Annotated in this window: 14 protein-coding genes and 1 pseudogene; 6 read left to right on the top strand and 9 right to left on the bottom strand. The window is 72.8% G+C overall.

Features of this window, described 5'->3' with window-relative positions; translation table 11 throughout:
• The gene (locus ACOOE8_RS09650; protein ID WP_420391268.1) at positions 1-411 is read left to right on the top strand and encodes a PRC-barrel domain-containing protein; all 411 of its coding nucleotides are present in this window, start codon (positions 1-3) and stop codon (positions 409-411) included.
• 14 nt (positions 412-425) lie between these two features.
• Here ACOOE8_RS09650 and ACOOE8_RS09655 read toward each other — a convergent pair whose 3' ends face one another.
• The 3 genes from ACOOE8_RS09655 to ACOOE8_RS09665 are packed head-to-tail and all read right to left on the bottom strand — an operon-like array spanning position 426 to position 4,387.
• Entirely contained in the window at positions 426-1,094 is a 669-nt protein-coding gene (locus ACOOE8_RS09655) for a ribonuclease T2 family protein (RefSeq protein WP_420391269.1), read from the bottom strand.
• A gap of 12 nt (positions 1,095-1,106) precedes the next feature.
• On the bottom strand, positions 1,107-3,692 hold the full coding sequence (locus tag ACOOE8_RS09660) for an ABC transporter permease (RefSeq protein ID WP_420391270.1): 2,586 nt from the start codon (positions 3,690-3,692) through the stop codon (positions 1,107-1,109).
• On the bottom strand, positions 3,689-4,387 hold the full coding sequence (locus ACOOE8_RS09665; RefSeq protein WP_420391271.1) for an ABC transporter ATP-binding protein: 699 nt from the start codon (positions 4,385-4,387) through the stop codon (positions 3,689-3,691). Before ACOOE8_RS09665 ends, ACOOE8_RS09660 begins: the two co-directional genes overlap by 4 nt.
• 271 nt (positions 4,388-4,658) lie before the next feature.
• Here ACOOE8_RS09665 and ACOOE8_RS09670 point away from each other — a divergent pair, with 271 nt between their 5' ends.
• The 5 genes and pseudogenes from ACOOE8_RS09670 to ACOOE8_RS09690 form a co-directional block, all read left to right on the top strand.
• Positions 4,659-5,156 (top strand): hypothetical protein, encoded by a 498-nt coding sequence (locus ACOOE8_RS09670; RefSeq protein WP_420391272.1) that lies wholly within the window; start codon positions 4,659-4,661, stop codon positions 5,154-5,156.
• 283 nt (positions 5,157-5,439) lie between these two features.
• Positions 5,440-6,270 (top strand): ImuA family protein, encoded by an 831-nt coding sequence (locus tag ACOOE8_RS09675; protein ID WP_420391273.1) that lies wholly within the window; start codon positions 5,440-5,442, stop codon positions 6,268-6,270.
• Positions 6,267-7,847, top strand: coding sequence for a Y-family DNA polymerase (locus ACOOE8_RS09680; protein WP_420391274.1), 1,581 nt, complete (start codon positions 6,267-6,269; stop codon positions 7,845-7,847). Before ACOOE8_RS09675 ends, ACOOE8_RS09680 begins: the two co-directional genes overlap by 4 nt.
• A complete protein-coding gene (locus tag ACOOE8_RS09685; protein ID WP_420391275.1) occupies positions 7,844-9,766 on the top strand; it encodes a PHP domain-containing protein in 1,923 nt (640 codons plus the stop codon). The genes ACOOE8_RS09680 and ACOOE8_RS09685 overlap by 4 nt, the downstream gene beginning before the upstream one ends.
• A 2,587-nt stretch (positions 9,767-12,353) precedes the next feature.
• Positions 12,354-14,240 (top strand): annotated as a pseudogene (locus ACOOE8_RS09690) (OB-fold nucleic acid binding domain-containing protein); the annotation flags it as partial.
• A 402-nt stretch (positions 14,241-14,642) separates the two neighbouring features.
• Here the strand turns inward: ACOOE8_RS09690 and ACOOE8_RS09695 are convergent.
• The 6 genes from ACOOE8_RS09695 to ACOOE8_RS09720 all read right to left on the bottom strand — a co-directional run bounded on the left by ACOOE8_RS09695 (position 14,643) and on the right by ACOOE8_RS09720 (position 19,863).
• Positions 14,643-15,344, bottom strand: coding sequence for an ABC transporter ATP-binding protein (locus tag ACOOE8_RS09695; protein ID WP_420391276.1), 702 nt, complete (start codon positions 15,342-15,344; stop codon positions 14,643-14,645).
• 4 nt (positions 15,345-15,348) lie between these two features.
• The gene (locus ACOOE8_RS09700; RefSeq protein ID WP_420391277.1) at positions 15,349-16,107 is read right to left on the bottom strand and encodes an ABC transporter ATP-binding protein; all 759 of its coding nucleotides are present in this window, start codon (positions 16,105-16,107) and stop codon (positions 15,349-15,351) included.
• Positions 16,104-17,957 carry an ABC transporter permease gene (locus ACOOE8_RS09705; protein ID WP_420391278.1) on the bottom strand — a complete coding sequence of 618 codons (1,854 nt, stop codon included), beginning with the start codon at positions 17,955-17,957 and terminating at the stop codon, positions 16,104-16,106. The genes ACOOE8_RS09700 and ACOOE8_RS09705 overlap by 4 nt, the downstream gene beginning before the upstream one ends.
• A gap of 31 nt (positions 17,958-17,988) precedes the next feature.
• Positions 17,989-18,168 carry a hypothetical protein gene (locus tag ACOOE8_RS09710; RefSeq protein ID WP_420391279.1) on the bottom strand — a complete coding sequence of 60 codons (180 nt, stop codon included), beginning with the start codon at positions 18,166-18,168 and terminating at the stop codon, positions 17,989-17,991.
• A gap of 5 nt (positions 18,169-18,173) precedes the next feature.
• On the bottom strand, positions 18,174-19,382 hold the full coding sequence (locus ACOOE8_RS09715; protein WP_420391280.1) for an ABC transporter substrate-binding protein: 1,209 nt from the start codon (positions 19,380-19,382) through the stop codon (positions 18,174-18,176).
• 100 nt (positions 19,383-19,482) lie between these two features.
• Positions 19,483-19,863: a cupin domain-containing protein gene (locus ACOOE8_RS09720; protein ID WP_420391281.1), complete on the bottom strand. Its 381-nt coding sequence runs from the start codon at positions 19,861-19,863 to the stop codon at positions 19,483-19,485.
• Between the last annotated feature and the right edge of the window lie 8 nt (positions 19,864-19,871).

Below are 19,871 nucleotides of genomic sequence, written 5' to 3' on the forward strand. Positions count from 1 at the left end.
TTGCCTTACGCCGCTCGCTTAGCCGCCGCCGCCGTCCTCCTCCTCGCGCCGTCGGCGCTCGCGCAGCCACAGCCGGCCGTCGCCGACCTCACCGGAGCGGCCTCGGGTGCCGTCGACGCGCTCTCGGATGCCGCCGAGGATCGGCTGCGCATAGCAGACGTCCTCGGCGCGTCCGTGACCGGGCCGTCGGGTGAAACGGTAGGCACGGTGGAGGACCTCGTCGCGATCCCCGGTGGACGCCTCGTCGCGGTCATCCTCTCGCTCGAGGACGGCGGACGACTGGGGGTGCCCTACCAGACGCTCGCGGTGAGCCGCACATCCGACGCGCTCGGCCTCTCGCTCCCCGTGGGCATCGACGACTTGCGGCAGAACGAGACGGTCAGCCAGCTCTCGTCCGCCCTCGACCTGTGAGCGGCGGCGCGCTGCTACTCCGGCGCGGGGACCTCGATGAGGCGGGTGCGGCAGCGCCGCCTCGCGACCGCAGGGCACTCGCGGAACGAAAGGTCCGTGTCGAGGCAGATGCGCACCTCGCGGAGCTGTCGGCTCGGGCAGCTCACCGTGATGGCCTCGTCCGATAGCCCTGGGTTCGCGCGACGGAACGCCTCGCGCAGGACGCCGGGCTGCACGTCGAAGTCGTCGGTCGGTGCGGCGAGGCCGCCGGGGATGCGCACGCTGTCGAAGGCCGCGCGGACGGTCCTGAAGTAGGCGTCCGCGTCGAGGCCGGAGCACGTGCCATGCTTCTCCCACTGGTGGCGGACGAGGCCGCGGCTCGGCATGATGTCGAGCATCGAGGCCACGAGCGCGTCCGACGGGTCGGCCGCCCTCGAGGGGCAGAACGCCGGCGCGTCCTCTCCGCGGTTCGGCCACAGGCCGTGGACAATGAAGCCGCGGTCGGCCTCGGGGTCGCACTGCAGCCGGTCGCGCCGCGGATCGGCGGTCTCGCAGTAGGTGGGCGACCAGGAGAGGGCGAGGACGTAGTGATCCGGGGCCTGTGCCCCGGCGAGGCGTGTCGCCCCGACCAACGCGAGGAGCGCCGCGGCGACCGAAAGGGCGGCGTGGCGCCCGCGGGAGTTTGGTGCAGCTCCGTTCGGCATGGGTGTGTCCCGCTAGAGGTTGCGCAGGACGCGCGCGGGCGCCTCGCCCAGCGCGCGCCACGTGCCGATCAGGCCAAGGCCCACGGTGACCGCGATGGCGACGACGACCGCCACCAGCGCGGTCGTCGGTAGGAACACGAAGTCGAGCTCCATGAGCTCGGTGACGATGAACCAGCCGACGGCGGTGCCCGCGAGGATGGCGAAGAGCGCCGCAGCCGTGCCGAGGAGCGCGTACTCGAGCGCGTAGGTCCCGACGAGGGTGCCCCTGCGTGCGCCGAGGGTCTTGAGGACCACGGCATCGTAGATGCGGCTGCGATGGCTCGCCGCGAGCGTGCCCGCGAGGACGAGGATCGAGGTGACGAGCGTCACCGACGCGGCGACGCGCACGGCGAGCACGAGGTCGGACACCACACCGTTGACCGCCTCGAGGGCGTCCTTGACGCGCACGCTCGTCACCGTCGGGAACGCGTCGGTGACGTCGCGCAGCACGGCGAGCTCCTGCTCATCGCCGGCGCCCCCCTCGAAGGCGAGCGTCGCAAGGTGGGCGTGGGGCGCGCCGGCGAACACGTTGGGCGAGAAGACCATCACGAAGTTGATGGTGAGCGATTCCCAGTCGACGGTGCGCAGGTTGGTGATCGTCGCGTCGACCTGCCGTCCGAGGACGTTGACGGTGACGGGGTCGCCGACGGTGACGCCGAGCTCCCTCGCGAGGTCGGCGGCGAAGGAGACCTCGTTCTGCGCCGACCCCTCGGGCGGCCACCAGGCGCCGTCGACGACCTCGCTGTCGTCGGGCAGCGTGGCCGAGTAGGTGATGCCGCGGTCCCCGCGCAGCACCCAGGAGGCCTCCGTGTCGGGCCAATCCTCGGCAGCGACGCCGTCGATGGCGACGATGCGCCCGCGCAGCATGGGCTGCGAGCGGATCGTGGCATCGGGCGCCGCCGCCTCGAGGGTGGCGAGGAACGCCGCGCGCTCGGTGTCTTGGATGTCGACGAAGAAGAAGCTCGGCGCCGCCGACGGGAGGGTCGACACCAGCGTGCGGCGCAGGTTGCCGTCCACCAGGGACAGGGCGACGAGGAGCGTCAGGCTGAGCCCGAGCGACAGCGTCACGGTCGGCGTCAACGCCCCCCGCCGGTGGATGTTGGCGATCGCCATGCGCACGACGGTGGACCGGCTGCGCGGCAGGCGCCGCGCGAGGGCGGTGATGGCGACCGCGACGGCGCGCAGGAGCACGAACACCACGATGGCCCCGAGCGCGTAGATCAGGGCCAGCCAGCGGTCGTAGGAGGCGGCGACGACGAGCGCGAGGAGCGTCGCGCCGCACAGGAGCGTCGCCGCCGCGAAGCCGGCCGGCGGGCGCGTCCGGTCGCCCTCATCGTCGCGGAACAGGAGGATCGGGCGGATGCGCCAGGCGCGCGCGAGCGGCCAGAGCGCGAACGTCAGCGCGGTCAGCGCGCCGAACACGGCGGACAGGGCGAGCGCCCCAGGGAACAGCCCGCGCAAGGCCGACACCGGCAGGAGGCCGTCCAGGAAGGCCGCGGCGATGGGCGGAGCAGCCGCCCCAAGGACGAGGCCGATCGCGATGCCGACGGCCGCCAGCATGGCGATCTGGCAAAGGTAGAGCGTCGTCACGAACCCCGGCCCTGCGCCGAGCGAGCGCAGCGTCGCGATCTGCAGGCGCTTCCTCGCCAGGTGGGCGCGCACCGCGTTGGCGACCCCGACGCCGCCGACTGCGAGTGAGGTCAGGCCGACGATGGTGAGGAACTGGGCGAAGCGGTCGATGGACTCGCGCAGCCGCGGGGCCGCGTCGACCCGCGTCTCGATGCGCCAGCCGGCCGATGGGAATGCCTCGCGCGCGTCGGCCTCGAGCTGCGTCAACGCGGCGTCGCTGAGCGGACCTTCGGCGCCGCGCACGCGCAGGTGCCAGCGAACCAGGCTGCCGGTGGTTACGAGCCCGGTGCGGGCCAGCGCATCGAGGGGCAGGATGACGCGCGGGCCGAAGCCGATGCCGCCGGACAGGCGGTCAGGCTCGCGCTCCAGGACGTCGGCGACGAGGACCCTGGCGCGACCGAGCCCCACCTCGTCGCCGACCTCGAGGGCGGCGGTGGTGAGGAGGCTCGCGTCGACGACCGCCGGGATGGGCGCGTCGTCCGCGGCCGACAGGACCTCCCCGAGGCTGCGACCGGAGCGCAGCTCGACGGCGCCGTAGAGCGGGTACGCGTCGTCGACGCCCTTGAGCTCCACGAGGGCCTGGCGCCCGGCCTCGGGCCGGACCATCGCGCGCAGCGTGGCGACCTCGGAGACGAGGCCTCGCGCCGCGAGGAACTCCTGCTCGGCGGCGGAGGCGCGGCGGTGGATCAGCGAGAAGCTGATGTCTCCTCCCAGCAGCGACTGGCCCTCCTGGGTGATCGAGGAGACGAGGCCAGCGGCCAGCGAGTTGACCGCGGCGATCGTCCCGGTGCCGAGCGCGATGCAGGCGAGGAACACGTAGAACCCGGCGAGCCCGCCGCGCAGCTCGCGAACGGCGTAGCGCAGGGCGAGCGGCAAGCGTGGTGGCGCGTGGCGCGCCGATCTCGGCGCCGTGAGGGTCGCCTCGCTCACGCTGCGGCCTCCCGGGCGAGGTCGACGGGATGGACCCGGCCATCGGCCACGCGGACCATGCGGTCGCAGCGGGCGGCGAGGGCCGCATCGTGGGTGACGAGCACCACCGTCTGCCCGCGCTCGCGCTGGGCGCGGAACACGAGGTCGACGATCTCCCGTCCGGTCGTGGCGTCGAGGTTGCCGGTGGGCTCGTCGGCGAGGAGGACCTTGGGCTGCGGCGCGAGGGCGCGGGCCACGGCGACGCGCTGCTGCTCGCCACCCGATAGCTCGGTCGGGTAGTGCGTCGCTCGATCGGCGAGCCCCACCCGCTCGAGCTCGGCCGCGGCGCGCTGGCGCGCGTCCGCGACGCCGCCGAGCTCGAGCGGCACGGCGACGTTCTCGAGCGCGGTCATCGTCGGGATGAGGTGGAAGGACTGGAACACGATGCCGATGGCGGTGCCGCGGAACGCGGTGAGCGCGTCCTCGCCGAGCCGGGTCAGCTCGCGCCCGGCGACCACGACGCGCCCGCGGTCGGGACGCTCGAGGCCGGCGATCACCATAAGGAGCGTCGACTTGCCGGAGCCGGACGGCCCGACGATCGCGATCGACGTGCCCTGCGCCACCGACAGGTCGGCGCCGCGTAGGATGCTCACCGACGACGCCCCGCGTCCGAGCGCCAAGTGGACGTCGTCGAGCAGGATCTGTTCGCTGGCCATGCCGCACCCCTTCCGGATCGTGCCTTGCGGATCGTGTCGATCTGACGGCCGCGGGTGCGACGCTCCCTTACATATTGCGTGCGTCCCTGACCGCAATCATGCGGCGGCGCGGCGCCCGGCCGCGGTAGGGATGGCCCCTCACCGGCGGTGAGTGTGTCGCCGCCGCCACGGCGGCGGAGCAGACCCGCCGGACGGCCCCTCGTCATGGCCCCTCGCCGTTGCACGGCGCACGACGTCGGCCGATAACGGCGCGTCGGACCGGGGGACGGCGATGCGAGTGCTAGTTGCGGGGATCGTCTCGATCCTCATGTGCGGTTCGGCGATCGCTGCGGACCTTGCGTCCGAGCCGGTCAAGCGGACCCTGTTCGGCCGCTGCAGCTACCTGAACAACATCTGGCTGTTCGGCGACCCGACGGACTGTCCCGGCGACGAGACGGTGCCGGCCTGCGACGCCAAGTCCGTGGTGAGCGCCGCCGTGCGCTTCGCGAACCGTGCGGAGCCGGTCTACCGTGAGCCGCGCGTTGCCGAGTTCCTTCCGGTGCGCGAAGTCCATGACACGCTGTTCAACCCGAGCCCCCTCGTGCGTCGCTACTGCGTCGGGACGGTGCGGTTGAGCAACGGCGACCTCGCGCAGGCGCACTACTTCGTCGAGGAGGACTCCGACTTCGTCAGCCTGTCGTGGTCGGTCTACGTGTGCATCGACGGCTACGACCCGTGGCGGGTCTACGACGGGCGCTGCAGGGTGGCGCGGCCGTCGCCTCGCCACTGACCGCTCAGCGCGTGGCGCTGCGCATCATCGCCGTCACGTCCTAACAGCCCTCGGTCGACCGAGGGGTCACGGCGATCGGGACATCGCCTCGCGAACCATCCACCTCAGCCGACCGCCGAGCGAGCGACGCCGTTCTTAGCGACGCATTCTCGGACGTGGCGTCGTGCTGTTCGTGCATGCCTTGTTCTAGTAAGCACATCCAAAGATTGAAACAGACGCGTTGACACGCCATAAAATCACGGTATGTTCGGTACAAGTGTAGAACATTAACCGATGGTTTACCATGTCCGCCGAGGTCGCCAGGCTTCGTTCCATGCTCGGGGATGCCCTGGCCAATCCCCAGGACATCTCCAGTCCGCATGGCGAGCCGCTGCTCGCCGATAGGGCACCGTCCTCGTTCGGTCACACGTTGGCCTGCCTCGCCAAGGGGCTCCACCTCCTCGAGGGGCGTACGGCCGCCGATTTCGGCGCCGCATCGGGCTTCGTCGCGGCCGTTGCCGGCGTTGCCGCGAAGGGGCTCGTGGTCTGGATCGCGGAGGCCTTGTGCCGGCGCGAGGCCGGGGCGCTCTACGGTCCCGGCCTGGTGGAGTTCGGGATCGACCCCGACAGGATGCTGTTCGTCGAGGCACCGGGCTCACGCGACGTCCTGTGGGCGGTGGAGCAGGCGGTGACGTCGGCCGCCGTCGGGGCGGTCGTCGGCGAGGTCTACGGCGGGCGCGGCGTCGACCTCACCGCGACGCGGCGGATCGCCCTGCGCAGCGAGCAGGCGGGGAGGCCCGCCTACCTCCTGTCCTGCGGGGACGACGTGGGTGCCACGGCCGCGCGGACACGGTGGCGCGTGGCCCCCGCGGCGAGCCACAGCTCGCTCGCCCCGACGCTCCTCGGTCAGCCCACCTGGTCGCTGGACCTCGTCAAGAGCCGCTTCGGGCCGTGCGCGCACCACCTCGTCTCGTTCTGCCCGCGGACGCGCCGGTTCGTCGAGGTGCAACCGGCCCCTCGGGCTGGCGCGCTCGCTGCCACGCCGCGGCAAGGCGCCCGCGTCGTCGCGCGGCAGGGCGTCGTTCCCCTCGAGGCGCTGCGGCGCCGCCTCGACAAGACGGACCCGCGCGGGTGACGGGTCCCCGCGAGCGTCGCATCCTCCACGCGTGGCTGCCGTTCCTGCCCACCGACAGGCTGGCACGCGAGCGCATGGGTTCGGGCGACTGCGGCGCCGTTCCGGCCGCGGACCCGGCGCCTTGGGTGACGGTGGAAAGGGTGCATGGCGCCCTCGTCGTCGCCGCCGCCGACCGCCGTGCCCGTGCCGTCGGGCTTGCTCCAGGAACACCGCTGGCGCAGGCCCGCGCCCTCGTCCCCGAGCTTCGCGTCGCCGAGGCCGAGCCCGGCGCGGACCGTACGACCCTCGTCTCCATCGCCCGCGCGGCCGACCGCTACACCCCCTTCGTGGCCCTCGACGGGGCGGACGGGCTGTTCCTCGACATCGCCGGATGCGCCCACCTGTTCGGCGGCGAGGAGGGCCTCCTCGGCGACCTCGCAGGCCGCCTGGCGCGCTGGGGGTACGCCGCGCGCCTCGCCGTCGCCGACACGCCGGGCGCCGCCTGGGCCGTCGCGCGTCACGGCGCGGGCGGCGTCGTGCCGGTGGGCGGGACGAGGGCGGCGACCGACCCGCTGCCGGCCGAGGCGCTGCGGCTGCCGCCCGAGACCGTCGCGGTGCTCGCGCGCCTCGGGCTCAGGACCGTGGCGCACGTGCTCGCCCAGCCCCGCGCGCCGCTGGTGCAGCGCTTCGGTCCGCTGCTGGGCCGCCGGCTCGACCAGCTCGCCGGGCGCGAGGCCGAGCCCATCGACCCCCTGTCGCCCGTCGCACCGTTCGCGGTGGAGCGCGCCTTCGCCGAGCCGCTCTCCCACATGAGCGCCATCGAGGCCGCCCTCGAGCGGCTCGCCCGGCGCCTGTCGGAGGCGCTGCGCCGGCGCGGGCAGGGGGCGCGGCGGCTGCGCCTCGCCCTGTTCCACGCGGACGGCGCGGTGCGCGAGGTCACGGTCGGCGCCAGCGAGCCGCTCGACGATCCGGTCCGCATGACCCTGCTCGTCGCCCCCCGGCTCGGCGCCCTGTCGGCGAGGGTCGAGACCGAGAGCGGCATCGACCTCATGCGCCTGCGCGCCGACGAGGCCGGCCCCGTCGCTCCTCGGCAGCACGGCCTCGACCAGGATCGTGTCGACCAGGGCGACCTCGCCGCCCTGGTCGACACGCTGTCGGAGCGCCTCGGGATCGCCGCGGTGCAGCGCTTCGTCCACGTCGACACCCATCAGCCCGGGGACGCGGACTGCAGGCTGCCGGCGCGCGACGTCCTGCGCACGCGCTCCTGGGCCGCTCCGGCCGAGCCCACGGGCGAGCGCAGCCCGCGCCCGCCCGCCCGCCCCCTCAAGCTGTTCACGCCGCCCGAGCCGGTGGAGACGCTCGCGAGCGTGCCCGACGGGCCGCCCGTGCGCTTCGTCTGGCGCCGCGTGTCCTACCACGTCGCCGCCGCCGAGGGCCCCGAGCGGATCGCGCCGGACTGGTGGCGCGAGGCGGGCCGCCACACCCTGGACTACTTCCGCGTGGAGGACCTGGCGGGCCGCAGGTTCTGGATGTTCCGCCGCGGGCTCTACGCCGAGGAGGGCACGCCGCGCTGGTTCCTGCACGGGCTCCTCGGGTGAGCGCCCCGTTCGTCGAGCTCGCCGCGGCGAGCAACTTCTCCTTCCTGGAGGGCGCGTCCCACCCCGAGGAGCTCGTCGTGTCGGCGGCCGCGCTCGGCGCCTCGGGGATCGCCGTGTGCGACCGCAACACCCTTGCCGGCGTCGTGCGCACCCACCTTGCCGGCAAGGAGGTGGGGATCGCTACCGCCGTCGGCTGCCGCCTCGTCTTCCAGGACGGCACGCCGGACGTCCTGGCATGGCCGAGCGACCGGGCCGCCTACGGCCGGCTGTGCCGGCTCCTCACCCTCGGCAACATGCGCGGCGGGAAGGACGACTGCCGGCTCGACCTCGCCGACCTCGCCGAGTGGTGCGAGGGCCTCGTCCTCGCCCTCGTGCCCGGCGAGGCGCCCGTCGCCGCCGTCGAGGCCGCGGCCGCGTTGCTGCGGGACCGCACGGGCCACCCCCTGCGCCTCGCGCTCGTGTGCCCCTACGGCGCGGACGACGAGCGCACCCTCCTAGAGGACGCCGCGCTCGCGAGGCGGCTCGACCTCCGCCCCCTCGCCACCAACCTGCCGCGCTATCACGCCCCCGAGCGACGCCCCCTGCAGGACGTCCTCACCGCCATTAGGGCCCACACCACCGTCGACGCCGCGGGCCGGCTCCTCGCCGCCAACGCCGAGCGGCACCTGAAGTCCCCCGCCGAGGTGGCGCGCCTGTTCACCCGCGTGCCGGAGGCGGTCGCCGAGGCCGGCCGCGTCATGGGAAGCCTCGACTTCTCGCTGGACGAGCTGCGCTACGAGTACCCCGAGGAGCCCACCGACCTCGGCCGCACGCCGCAGGAGACGCTGGCCCGCCTCACCGCCGACGGCGCGGCGCGGCGCTACCCCTCCGGCGTTCCCGAGCGCGTCGCGCGGCTCCTCGCCTACGAGCTCGACCTCATCGCCGGGCTCGACTACGCGCCGTACTTCATCACCGTGTACGACGTGGTGCGCTTCGCCCGTGAGAACGGCATCCTCGCCCAGGGCCGTGGCTCGGCGGCGAACTCGGCGGTGTGCTACTGCCTCGGCATCACCGAGGTGGACCCCGACCGCGCCGATCTGTTGTTCGAGCGCTTCATCTCGCCCGAGCGCCGCGAGCCGCCCGACATCGACGTCGACTTCGAGCACGAGCGGCGCGAGGAGGTCATCCAGTACGTCTACGAGAAGTACGGGCGCGACCGGGCAGGGATCGCGGCCACCGTCGTGACCTACCGCGCCCGCTCCGCGGCGCGCGAGATCGGCAAGGCGCTCGGCTTCACCGAGGACGCGGTGGCCGCAGTGTCCGGCTCCATCTGGGGCTGGGGCACCATGGGCGTGGAGGAGGAGGACGCCGAGCGCGCGGGGCTCGACCCGAGCGACCACAGGATCGCCCACCTGGTACGCCTCTCCCAGGAGATCGCGGGCTTCCCCCGCCACCTGTCCCAGCACGTGGGCGGCTTCGTCATCACCCGCGGCAGGCTCGACGAGCTCGTCCCCGTCGTCAAGGCGGCCATGGACGGGCGCACCAACATCGAGTGGGACAAGGACGACCTCGACTCGCTCGGCATCCTGAAGATCGACGTCCTCGCCCTCGGCATGCTGACCTGCGTGCGCAAGGGCTTGGCGCTGCTCGCCAGGCACTACGCGCAGGACTTCGTGGGGCTTGCCGTGAGCGCGGCCACCGGCAGCGCCGAGGCGGTGCGGTCGGTCGTGCACGAGACGGACGGTGGAAGGCGGGACGGCGGGTTATCGCCCGCGCGTGCCACGGACGGCGCCCCCCTCCTCGCGCCGGACACGAACGGTGCACGCGGGGCTCCTGACGGGGACGTTGCCGCGAACGGGGCTCGCCGGCCTCCCGATGCCGTGCCCGGCGCGCTGCCTCATCCTTGCGTGGACGAGTGCGCTCGGCGGAGGCGTCCGTGAGCGGCTCGCCAGCTGCTACGCCCGGTGGGGGGTGGGGCGGCGAGCCATCGCCCTCGCATGCCACGAACGGCTCACCCATCGTCGTGCCGGACAGGACCGGGCGTGCGAAGCGTCAAGCGAGGATGTTGTCGTAATTGGGGCTCGCCGGCCTTCCAGACGCCATGCCCGGCGCGCTGCCTGACCCTTGCGTGGACGAGTGCGCTCGGCGGAGGCGTCCGTGAGCGGCTCGCCAGCTGCGAGTACGCCCGGTGGGGGGTGGGGCGGCGAGCCATCGCCCTCGCATGCCACGAACGGCTCACCCATCGTCGTGCCGGACAGGACCGGCGCGTGCGAAGCGTCTGGCGAGGATGTTGTCGTAATTGGGGCTCGCCGGCCCCCAGACGCCATGCCCGGCGCGCTGCCTGACCCTTGCGCGACGGTGCGCTCGGCGGAGGCATGTGCGACGGGCTCGCCTGCTGCGAGCACGCCCGGCGGTGGGCAGGGCGGCGGGCCGTCGCCCGCGCGTGCCGCGGACGGTGCGCCCCTCCTCGCGCCGGGCACGGCCGGTGCGTGCGGGGCTCCTGGCGGGGACGTTGCCGCGAACGGGGCTCGCCGGCCCCCAGACGCCATGCCCGGCGCGCTGCCTGACCCTTGCGCGACGGTGCGCTCGGCGGAGGCATGTGCGACGGGCTCGCCTGCTGCGAGCACGCCCGGCGGTGGGCAGGGCGGCGGGCCGCTCGCCCGCGCGTGCCGCGGACGGTGCGCCCCTCCTCGCGCCGGGCAACCGGTGGGACGGCGAGCCCTCGCACGCGGGTTTTGCGCCAGCGAGCAAAGATGTTGAAGATGTTGTCGTAAATGGGCGTCGCCGGTCTTGCCGTTTTCGCGAACGGGGCTCGCCGGCCTCCCGATGCGATCCCCGGCGCGCTGCCTGACCCTTGCGCGACGGTGCGCTCGGCGGAGGCGTCCGTGAGGCGCTCGCCAGCTGCGATACGCCCGGTGGGGGCAGGGCGGCGAGCCATCGCCCGCGCATGCCACGAACGGCTCACCCATCGTCGTGCCGGGCACGACCGGCGCGTGCGAAGCGTCCAGCGAAGATGTTGAAGATGTTGTCGTAAATGGGCGTCGCCGGTCTTCCGATGCAATGCGCGGCGCGCTGCCTGACCCTTGCGCAACGGTGCGCTCGGCGGAGGCATGTGCGACGGGCTCGCCGCCCACGAGCACGCCCGGCGCAAGTTGGGACGGCGAGCCCTCGCCCGCGCTTGCCACGGACGGCGCACCCCTCCTCGCGCCGGGCACGACCGGCGAGCGCGAAGCTTCTAGCGGGGACATTTTGCCAGAAGTGTTCTCCGCGGCAACGATCGCTGCGCTACCGGGGCCTTGCGTCAGGAGGCGTTCGGCGCAGGTGTCTGCCACGGGCACGCCTGCTGAGAGCGCGCCCGGTGGGGGGCAGGGCGGCGAGCCGTCGCCCGCGCGTGCCGCGGACGGCGTGCCCCTCCTCGCGCGAGGCACGACGGACGCGTGCGAAGCTTCCGGCGAGGGCGTGTTGCCGCACGAGCCCTCAGCCTCAACGATCGATGCGCCGCCGGCTTCGTCCGCTGAGCCGGAGCAACGGCTGGCCGAACGCCCCGGTCCCGCGGACGCTGCGAGGGGCGATGGTCGTGTCCGTCCGTCCCAACGCCGGGACGTGGCGCCGCCAAGCGGACGGTTGGGGGCACGAGGCCTAGGGGTGCTAAGGGATCCCAGGTTCCGAACACTGAGCGTCCTGCCGGATCAACCGCTCGAGCCGACGCCGCGGGACGGTCGACCGTGGCGCGACGCGGCGAACACCAACGAGGCGACGCACCCTTCGACCGGGAGCGAAGCGCCCCATCCGAGCGGCGGTCGCAAGGCCCCCAACGGCACGGTGTTCCGATCGCCTGGCCCAAAGGGTGACATCGGCAGCGACACGAAGCGCCGCTGCGCAGCGCGCGTCTGCCAGGACACTGCCCGGGCTGCTGGCCCCTCCGGCGAGGCTGCAGCGTGGACGGATCGCCGGATTGGGGACGCTCCTCGGCCAGCACACCACGGCGACGCTGCGCGGGGCTTGCACGGCGACGGCGTGGTTCCCCATGCGCCGGCCACCGGGCACCCTGCGCCGAGGTATCAGGCGCCCTCGCCGAACGAGGAGGATGAGCCCTCCCCAGCCAGTGGAGCCAGGACCCTTACCCAGGCCGCATGGGAGAGGGCGCGCGCGGACCGTGTCGGCGGTGAGCCGGCCCGCCGCAGCGACACCCAGACCCGCCGCGACACCCAGACCCGCAGTGACACCCAGACCCGCAGTGACACCCAGACCCGCAGCAACACCCAGACCCGCGGCGACACGGAGACCCGGGACACCGAAGCCCGCCGCCTCGAGGGTGACGGCGGCCGCGAGGACGCCTGCGGCGCCGACGTAGCATGGGATCATGCCGACCCTGCACGCGCCTTGCGCGTCGGTCGCGATGACCGCGGGGATGGCGTCGCGGACGGCCTTGCTCGCATCTGCCCAACGCACCATGCGCCCTCCGACGACGCATCGCGGACCGCTCATGACCCGGCGCAGCGGACGCCGCAGAAGGGTGTGCCGCAGTACGACTGGCCGGTGACGCTCGCAAGCATCCCCGCGGAGGACCCTGAGGTCTACGACATGATCTGCCGGGCCGACACGCTCGGCGTGTTCCAGATCGAGAGCCGCGCGCAGATGACGATGCTGCCGCGCCTCAGGCCGCGCACGTTCTACGACCTCGTGATCGAGGTCGCCATCGTGCGACCGGGTCCGATCCAGGGCGACATGGTCCACCCCTACCTGCGGCGCCGTCAGGGCAAGGAGGCCGTCACCTACCCCTCGCTCGAGCTCGAGGACGTGCTCGCCAAGACCCTCGGCGTGCCGCTCTTCCAGGAGCAGGCCATGCGCATCGCCATCGTCGCCGCGGGCTTCTCCCCCTCGGAGGCCGACCAGCTGCGACGCGCGATGGCGACCTTCAAGAAGGTCGGCACCATCGGCACGTTCCAGTCCAAGATGATCGACGGGATGAAGGCCAAGGGCTACGACCCCGCCTTCGCCGAGCGCTGCTTCAAGCAGATCGAGGGGTTCGGCGAGTACGGCTTCCCCGAGAGCCACGCCGCAAGCTTCGCGCTCCTGGTCTACTCCTCGTGCTGGTTGAAGTGCCACTACCCTGACGTGTTCTGCGCGGCGCTGCTCAACAGCCAGCCCATGGGGTTCTACGCGCCTGCGCAGATCGTGCGCGATGCGCGCCAGCACGGCGTCGAGGTGCGGCCCGTGGACGTCAACCTGTCCGACTGGGACTGCACGCTCGAGGACGGCCCGCGCGCCGCCGAGCATCTGGCGCGCGAGCACGCCTCCATGCGCAACGCGGTCCGCTCGCGCTGCGCCGTGCGGCTCGGGCTGAGGCAGGTCAAGGGCCTGCGCGAGGCGGACATGCACCGGCTGGTCGCCCGCCGCGGGACGGGCTACGATTCGGTGCGCGACGTGTGGCTGCGGACGGGGCTGCCGCGCGCGACCATCGAGCGGCTGGCGGACGCCGACGCGTTCGCCTCGGTGGGTCTCACCCGACGCGACGCGCTGTGGGCCGCACGCGGGCTCGACCGCGACACCCGCGCCGAGGACCTGCCGCTGTTCGCCGCCGCGGACGTCGCCGACCTGCAGCGCGAGGCGGCCGCGAACCTGCCGCCGATGCCGCCGGGCGAGGAGGTGATCAACGACTACAGGTTCCTGTCCCTGTCCCTGAAGGCGCACCCCGCGAAGTTCGTGCGCGACGAGCTCGCCCGCGAGGGCATCGTCGCGGCTGAGACGTTGACGCCGTCCGCGAGCGGGGGGCGCGCCGCGGTGGCGGGGCTCGTCCTCGTGCGCCAGCGTCCGGGATCGGCGAGGGGCGTGATCTTCATGACCATCGAGGACGAGACCGGCATCGCCAACGTCATCGTCTGGCCCAAGGTGTTCGAGGCTCACCGCAAGGTCGTCCTCGGCGCAAGGTTCATCAAGGTGTCGGGTCGCGTCCAGGCGGAGGACGGCGTGGTCCACCTCGTCGCCGAGCGGCTCGAGGACGGGACGCCGATGCTGGCAACGCTCACCGAGGAGCTCGGCGACTGGGACGCCCTCGACCGCGCCGACGAGGTGAAGCGGCCAGGCATCGACCTGAGGACCGAGGTGAAGCCGCGCTCGCGTCTGAAGCGCCTCATGTCGGACGCCCCCGACCTTTCGAGCGACGTGGATCGGCTGTTGGCGCACAACCGCGCCATCGTCACCTCGCTCGACGCGCACCGCAAGGCGGCTGTGGCGATCGCTGCCGGCGCGACCTTGCCGCCCGATCCGCGCGAGGACCAGGGGCCTTCTCCGTTGCCGCGCGCCACCTGGGGCACCGCGCGCTCGGCGGCGGCGGACATGACGAACCTCGGCGACGGCCTCGCCGCGTCACACACGCGCCGCGCCCTGCCGAAGGGGCGCAACTTCCAATGACCGTCCCCGCTTCACAAGCCTCGAGACACCTGTCTCAGCAACAATGACGCAGGCGGCCATCCCCACCGACGGGGAGAACATCATCCGCACCCCCTAGCTGCGACGGTGCTCGTGCAGGCGATGCCAAAGCCCTGAGGGGTCGAGCAAGTCGAGCATGGAACCGCTTCTGCGGCGGGCGCGTTTCAAACTTTCCTGGAATATCGACGTGCCTGCGACGTTCGCACCCCCGTCGCTGCTTTGTAAGGTCGCGCCGGTCCCCTTGCTCGTCGGCGCGCTCGACCATGCCGTGCTTGATCGAACACCGGTCAGGGGCACTGGCAGCCTTCTCGGTCGCAGCTCATCGGGTCCCCCATTCGCGGACCGCGCTGCGGCTTCGGCAGGAGCGATGAGGGCAAGCCTGCGTCACACGGCCAGGGTCTCGCGCGCGACGTCGGGCGCTCGGTCGAGGGCCGCGAACGTGCCCTCGAAGCGGACGGTGCCCTTCTCCAGGATGACCGCGCGGTCCGACACGAGGCGGGCGAAGTGGAGGTTCTGCTCGGACAGGAGCACGGAGACGCCCGCCTGCTTCATCCGCCCGAGCACGCCGACCATGTCCTCGACGATGCGCGGCGAGATGCCCTCGGAGGGTTCGTCGAGGAGCACGAGCCTCGGCTGTCCCATGAGGGTGCGTGCGATGGTGAGCATCTGCTGCTCGCCCCCGGACAGCTGCCCGGCCGGCGCGCGGCGCCGTTCGGCAAGGTTGGGGAACAGGCCGAACAGCGCCTCGACGCTCCACGTGGGTCCCTCCCCTCGAGCGGCGCGGCGGCCGACCTCAAGGTTCTCCAATACGGTGAGCGCGCGGAACACGCGGCGGTCCTCCGGCACGTAGCCGAGGCCGAGCCGGCAGACCTTGTAGGCCGGCCATCCCGCGATGGCGCGGCCCTCGTAGCGGACGCGGCCCGAGCGCGGGCGGACGAGGCCCATGATCGACCGCATCGTGGTGGACTTGCCGGCGCCGTTGCGCCCGAGGAGCGCGACCACCTCACGCGCGCCGACGACGAGCGCCACGTCGCGCAGGATGTGGGCGCCGCCGTAGAACGTGTTGAGGCCGTCGACCTGAAGCATCGGCTCAAGCATCGGCGAACATGGTGCCGCCGCCGAGGTAGACCTCGCGCACGGTGGGGTCGGCGCGGATCGCGTCGGCGGTGCCCTCCGCGATCAGCGCGCCGCGGTTCATGACGAGGATGCGGTGGGCGTGGGCGAACACGACGTCCATGTCGTGCTCGGTGAACAGGACGCTGACGCCCTCGGACGCGACGATCTCCCCGGTCAGCGCCATCAGGCGACCGCGCTCGGCCGGCGCCATGCCCGCCGTCGGCTCGTCCATCAGGAGGACGCCCGGGCGATGGGCGAGCGCCACCGCGAGCTCGAGGCGCTTCAGGTCACCGTAGGCGAGCTCGGAGGCGGCACGGTCCGCCTCGTCGGCCATCGCGACCTGGGTGAGGAGCGCGTCGGCCTCGGCCACGTGGAGCCGGGCGGCGCGCCCCGTCACGTCGCGGGTGCGGCGGTGCTTGGAGATCAGCGCCATCTGGACGTTCTCGCGCACCGTCATGGAGGCGAACGTCTGGGTGATCTGGAACGTGCGGCCCACGCCGAGGCGCCACATCCGGCGCGGGGCGAGACCGGTGACGCGGCGCCCGCCGAGGGCGACGGTGCCGGCGTCGGGGCGGACGTAGCCGTTGACCATGTTGAACAGCGTCGTCTTGCCCGCCCCGTTCGGTCCGATGAGCGCCAGAAACTCGCCTTCGGCGAGCGTGAAGGACACGTCCGACACGGCGGCGAGCCCGCCGAAGCGCTTGGTCAGCCCGCGCACCTCAAGGGCGCTCACCGGGCTTCCCGCCGTCCGGCGATCGCCGCCCACAGCCGAGCGCCGGCGCCGGCAATACCGTCCGGTGCTGCGAGCACGATGAGGAGGATGATCGCGCCGAAGATGACGCGCCAGTGCTCGAGCCGCGTCACCCAGTCCTCGATGAGGACGAAGGCGGAGGCCCCGAGCAGCGGACCGAGGAGGGACTGCACGCCGCCCAGCAGGACCATGATGAGGCCGTCCACCGACTGCGCGATGGCGAGCGTGTCGGGGAACACCGAGCCCTTGGCGAACGCGAACACCGCGCCGGCGAGCCCGGCGAGGGTGCCGGCGATGACGAACCCGAGCCACTGGTGGGAGCGCAGGTCGATGCCGATCGCCTCCGCCCGCAGCGCGGAGTCGCGCCCGCCGCGCAGGACGTAGCCGAACGGCGAGTGTGCGAGGCGGCGGATCGCGGCGAGGCCGCCGACGACGATCGCGAGCGCCAGGAGGTAGTACACCGTCCGGTCCGACGCCCAGCGGTCCGGCCACACGCCGAGGATGCCGTCGTCGCCGCCGGTCACCTCGTGCCACTGGAAGGCGGTGCCCCAGACGATCTGCGCCGCGGCGAGGGTCAGCATGGCGAGGTAGACGCCCGACAACCGCACGCAGAACCAGCCGAACAGCGCGGCCCCTGCGGCGGCGGCGACGGGGCCGACCGCCATCGCCGGCAGCATGGCAAGGTCGAGCCGGCTCGCGGCGAGCGCGGCCCCGTAGGCGCCGAGCCCGAAGTAGGCCGCGTGGCCGAACGAGACCATGCCCCCGACGCCCATGAGGAGGTGCAGGCTCGCCGCGAACAGCACCGCGACGAGGAGGTCCGTGGCGAGCGCGACGCGGCCGGGGTCGACCACGGGGACGAGCGCGGCCGCGACGACCGCGGCGGCGAGGAGCCCGGCGCCGATGGGCGGCAGCGTGCGCAGCGGCGCTTCGGGCACGCTGGCACCGTGGGCGGAGGCGGGCGTGCCGAACAGCCCGTAGGGCCGCACGATGAGGACGATCCCCATGACGAGGAACGGCAGCAGGAGCGAGATCTGCGGCAGCACGAGCACGCCGAACGCGTTGGCGACGGAGATGATGACGGCGGCGACGAACGCGCCGGTGACCGAGCCCATCCCGCCCACCACCACGACGACGAACGCCTCCGCGATGATCGTGAGGTCCATGAGGAGGTTGACCGACTCCCGCGGCACCTGGAGCGCGCCGCCCAGCCCGGCGAGGAACGAGCCGACCATGAACGCCGTCGTGAAGAGGACCCGCTGGTTCACGCCGAGGGCGCCGACCATCTCGCGGTCCTCGGTCGCGGCGCGCACCAGGATGCCCCATCGCGTGCGCTGGAACAGGAGCCAGATGGCGCCGAGCACCACCGGGCCGATGGCGATGAGGGCGAGGTCGTACTCGGGGATCGGCTCGCCGAGGATGCGCACGGCGCCGTCGAGGAGCGGCGCGCGCGGGCCGAGGAGGTCCTCCGCACCCCAGATCGCGAGCACCGCGTCCTGGACGACGAGGACGACGCCGAAGGTGGCGACGAGCTGGAAGAGTTCGGGGGAGCCGTACACCCGGCGCAAGATCAGCACCTCGACCGCGGCGCCGATGAGCGCGACGACGGCGGCCGCGAGGAGGACGCCGGCCCAGAAGCCGACGACGCCGCCGAGCGTCGTCACCAGCGTGTAGGCGAGGTAGGCGCCCAGCATATAGAGCGAGCCGTGGGCGAAGTTCACCACGCGCGTGACGCCGAAGATGATCGACAACCCCGACGCGATGAGGAACAGCGAGGACGCGTTGGCGAGCCCGGTCAGGAGCTGCGCGAGGGCGAAGCCTGGCGAGAGGTCCATCAGGTTCATCGCCAGCGAGCCGTCGGGTCGCTCAGACGACGAGCAGGATGTTGAGCGCGCCGAACAGCACGCCGATGAGGAGGAACCACGTCGCCCGCGCCTCGCCGTCGCGCACGCCGGCGTCGTAGGCCGCCTGCAGAGCGCAAGCGTGCGCGTCGCCCGCGTCGGCCCGCCGCTCGCCGCCGTGGGGCGTCATGGCGTGACGCGGCACGCAGGCTACTGAGCCGGTCGAAGCGACAGCGCCTCCTTCTCCGACGGCAGGTAGTCCTCGCCGGGCGCGTAGCGCCAGTCGACCATCTTGGGCTTGCCGTCGACGAGCGCGGTGCGACCGACGTAGGCGCCCATGGTGGCCTGGTTGTCCACCGGGCGATAGAGGAACTCACCCGTCGGGCTGTCGACGCGCAGCCCCTCCATGGTCTTCAACAGGTCCTCGGTTTCGAGCGAGGGCGACTCCTTGAGCAGCTGCTCGATGGTGAGCATGGAGTTGTAGCCGACGATGGAGCCGGTCTTCGGCGCCTCCCCCCACCGCGCCTGGTAGGCCTCCTCGAAGGCGTCGTGCTGGGGCGTATCCACGTCGAGGGACGGGTAGCCGGTGACGATCCAGCCGTCCGGCGTCTCGGAGCCCAACGGCTCCAGGTACTCGGGCTCGCCCGACAGCAGCGAGACCACGACGCGGTCCTCGAACAGCCCACGCAGCGAGCCCTCACGCACGAACTTGGCGAGGTCGCCGCCGAAGGTGACGTTGTAGATGCCGTCCGGCTCGGCGGCCTCCAGCGCGCGGACGGTGGAGCCGGCGTCGATCTTGAACAGCGTCGGCCACTGCTCCTCGACGAACTCGACGTCGGGCTTGCGCTTCGTCAGTTCCGCCTTGAACGCCGCCACGGCGTCCTGCCCGTAGGCGTAGTTCGGGGCGATGGTCGCCCAGCGGACGGCGTCCGTCTCGGCGGCCTCCTCGGCGAGCATGGCCGCCTGCATCGTCGTCGAGGGGCGTAGCCGATAGGTGTAGCGGTTGCCCTTCGACCACACGAGCGCGTCCGACAGCGGCTCGGATGCCAGGAACAGCGTCTGGTTCTGGTTCGCGAAGTCGGCCACCGCGAGGCCGATGTTGGACAGGAAGGTGCCGAAGATCATCACCGCGTCCTCGCGGTTGGCGAGCTCCTCGGCGATGCGGATCGCGGTCGCCGGATCGCCGGTGTCGTCCCGGCTGATGACCTCGAGCGGGCGGCCGTCGATGCCGCCCTCCGCGTTGATCTCCTCGAGGGCGAGCTGCCAGCCCTTGCGGTAGGGCTCGGTGAAGGCAGCCATGCGTGTGTAGGAGTTGAGCTCGCCGATGACGATCGGCGCGCGCTCCTGAGCGAGGGCGGCCGGTCCGGCGAGCACGGCGAGGGCGGCGAGCCCGAGGGCAGTGCGGCGGTTGAGCATCATGAGCCTCCACAGGTCTTTGACGGCGGCGTCCGCGCAGCGCGCGCACCTTCGCCTCCATCGCGGGGTCGGGCAAGTGGGCGAGCCGCCGCGCCGCGCTCGTTCACGATCCGCTCGCCTCGCTGGTCGCGTCGGGGTCGTCGAGGTCGGTCTGGATCCACGTGGGGCTGACGTGGACGTCCGTCGTCTCCAGCCGTCCCGGCCCGAGGTTGTGGTACTTGTGCGGCACGTTGGCGGGGTCGAGCACGATCTGGCCGGCCTCGACCTCGACGCCCTCGCCGCCGACGGTGAACCGCGCGCGCCCCTCGCGAACGATGAACACCTCGTCGTAGGGATGGACGTGGAGGGTCGGCCCGACGCCAACCTCCTCGGTGGCGTAGAACAGCACCGTGACGCCGGTGCCGAGGCTCGTCCCCTCGAAGCGGCCCTTCCAGGCCGAGGGGTCGCTCGCCCAGTTCGACCGGTCCAGCACCATGACGCTCATGGTGGGCT

The sequence above is a fragment of the Acuticoccus sp. genome (assembly GCF_965213555.1).
Classification (GTDB): Bacteria; Pseudomonadota; Alphaproteobacteria; order Rhizobiales; family Amorphaceae; genus Acuticoccus.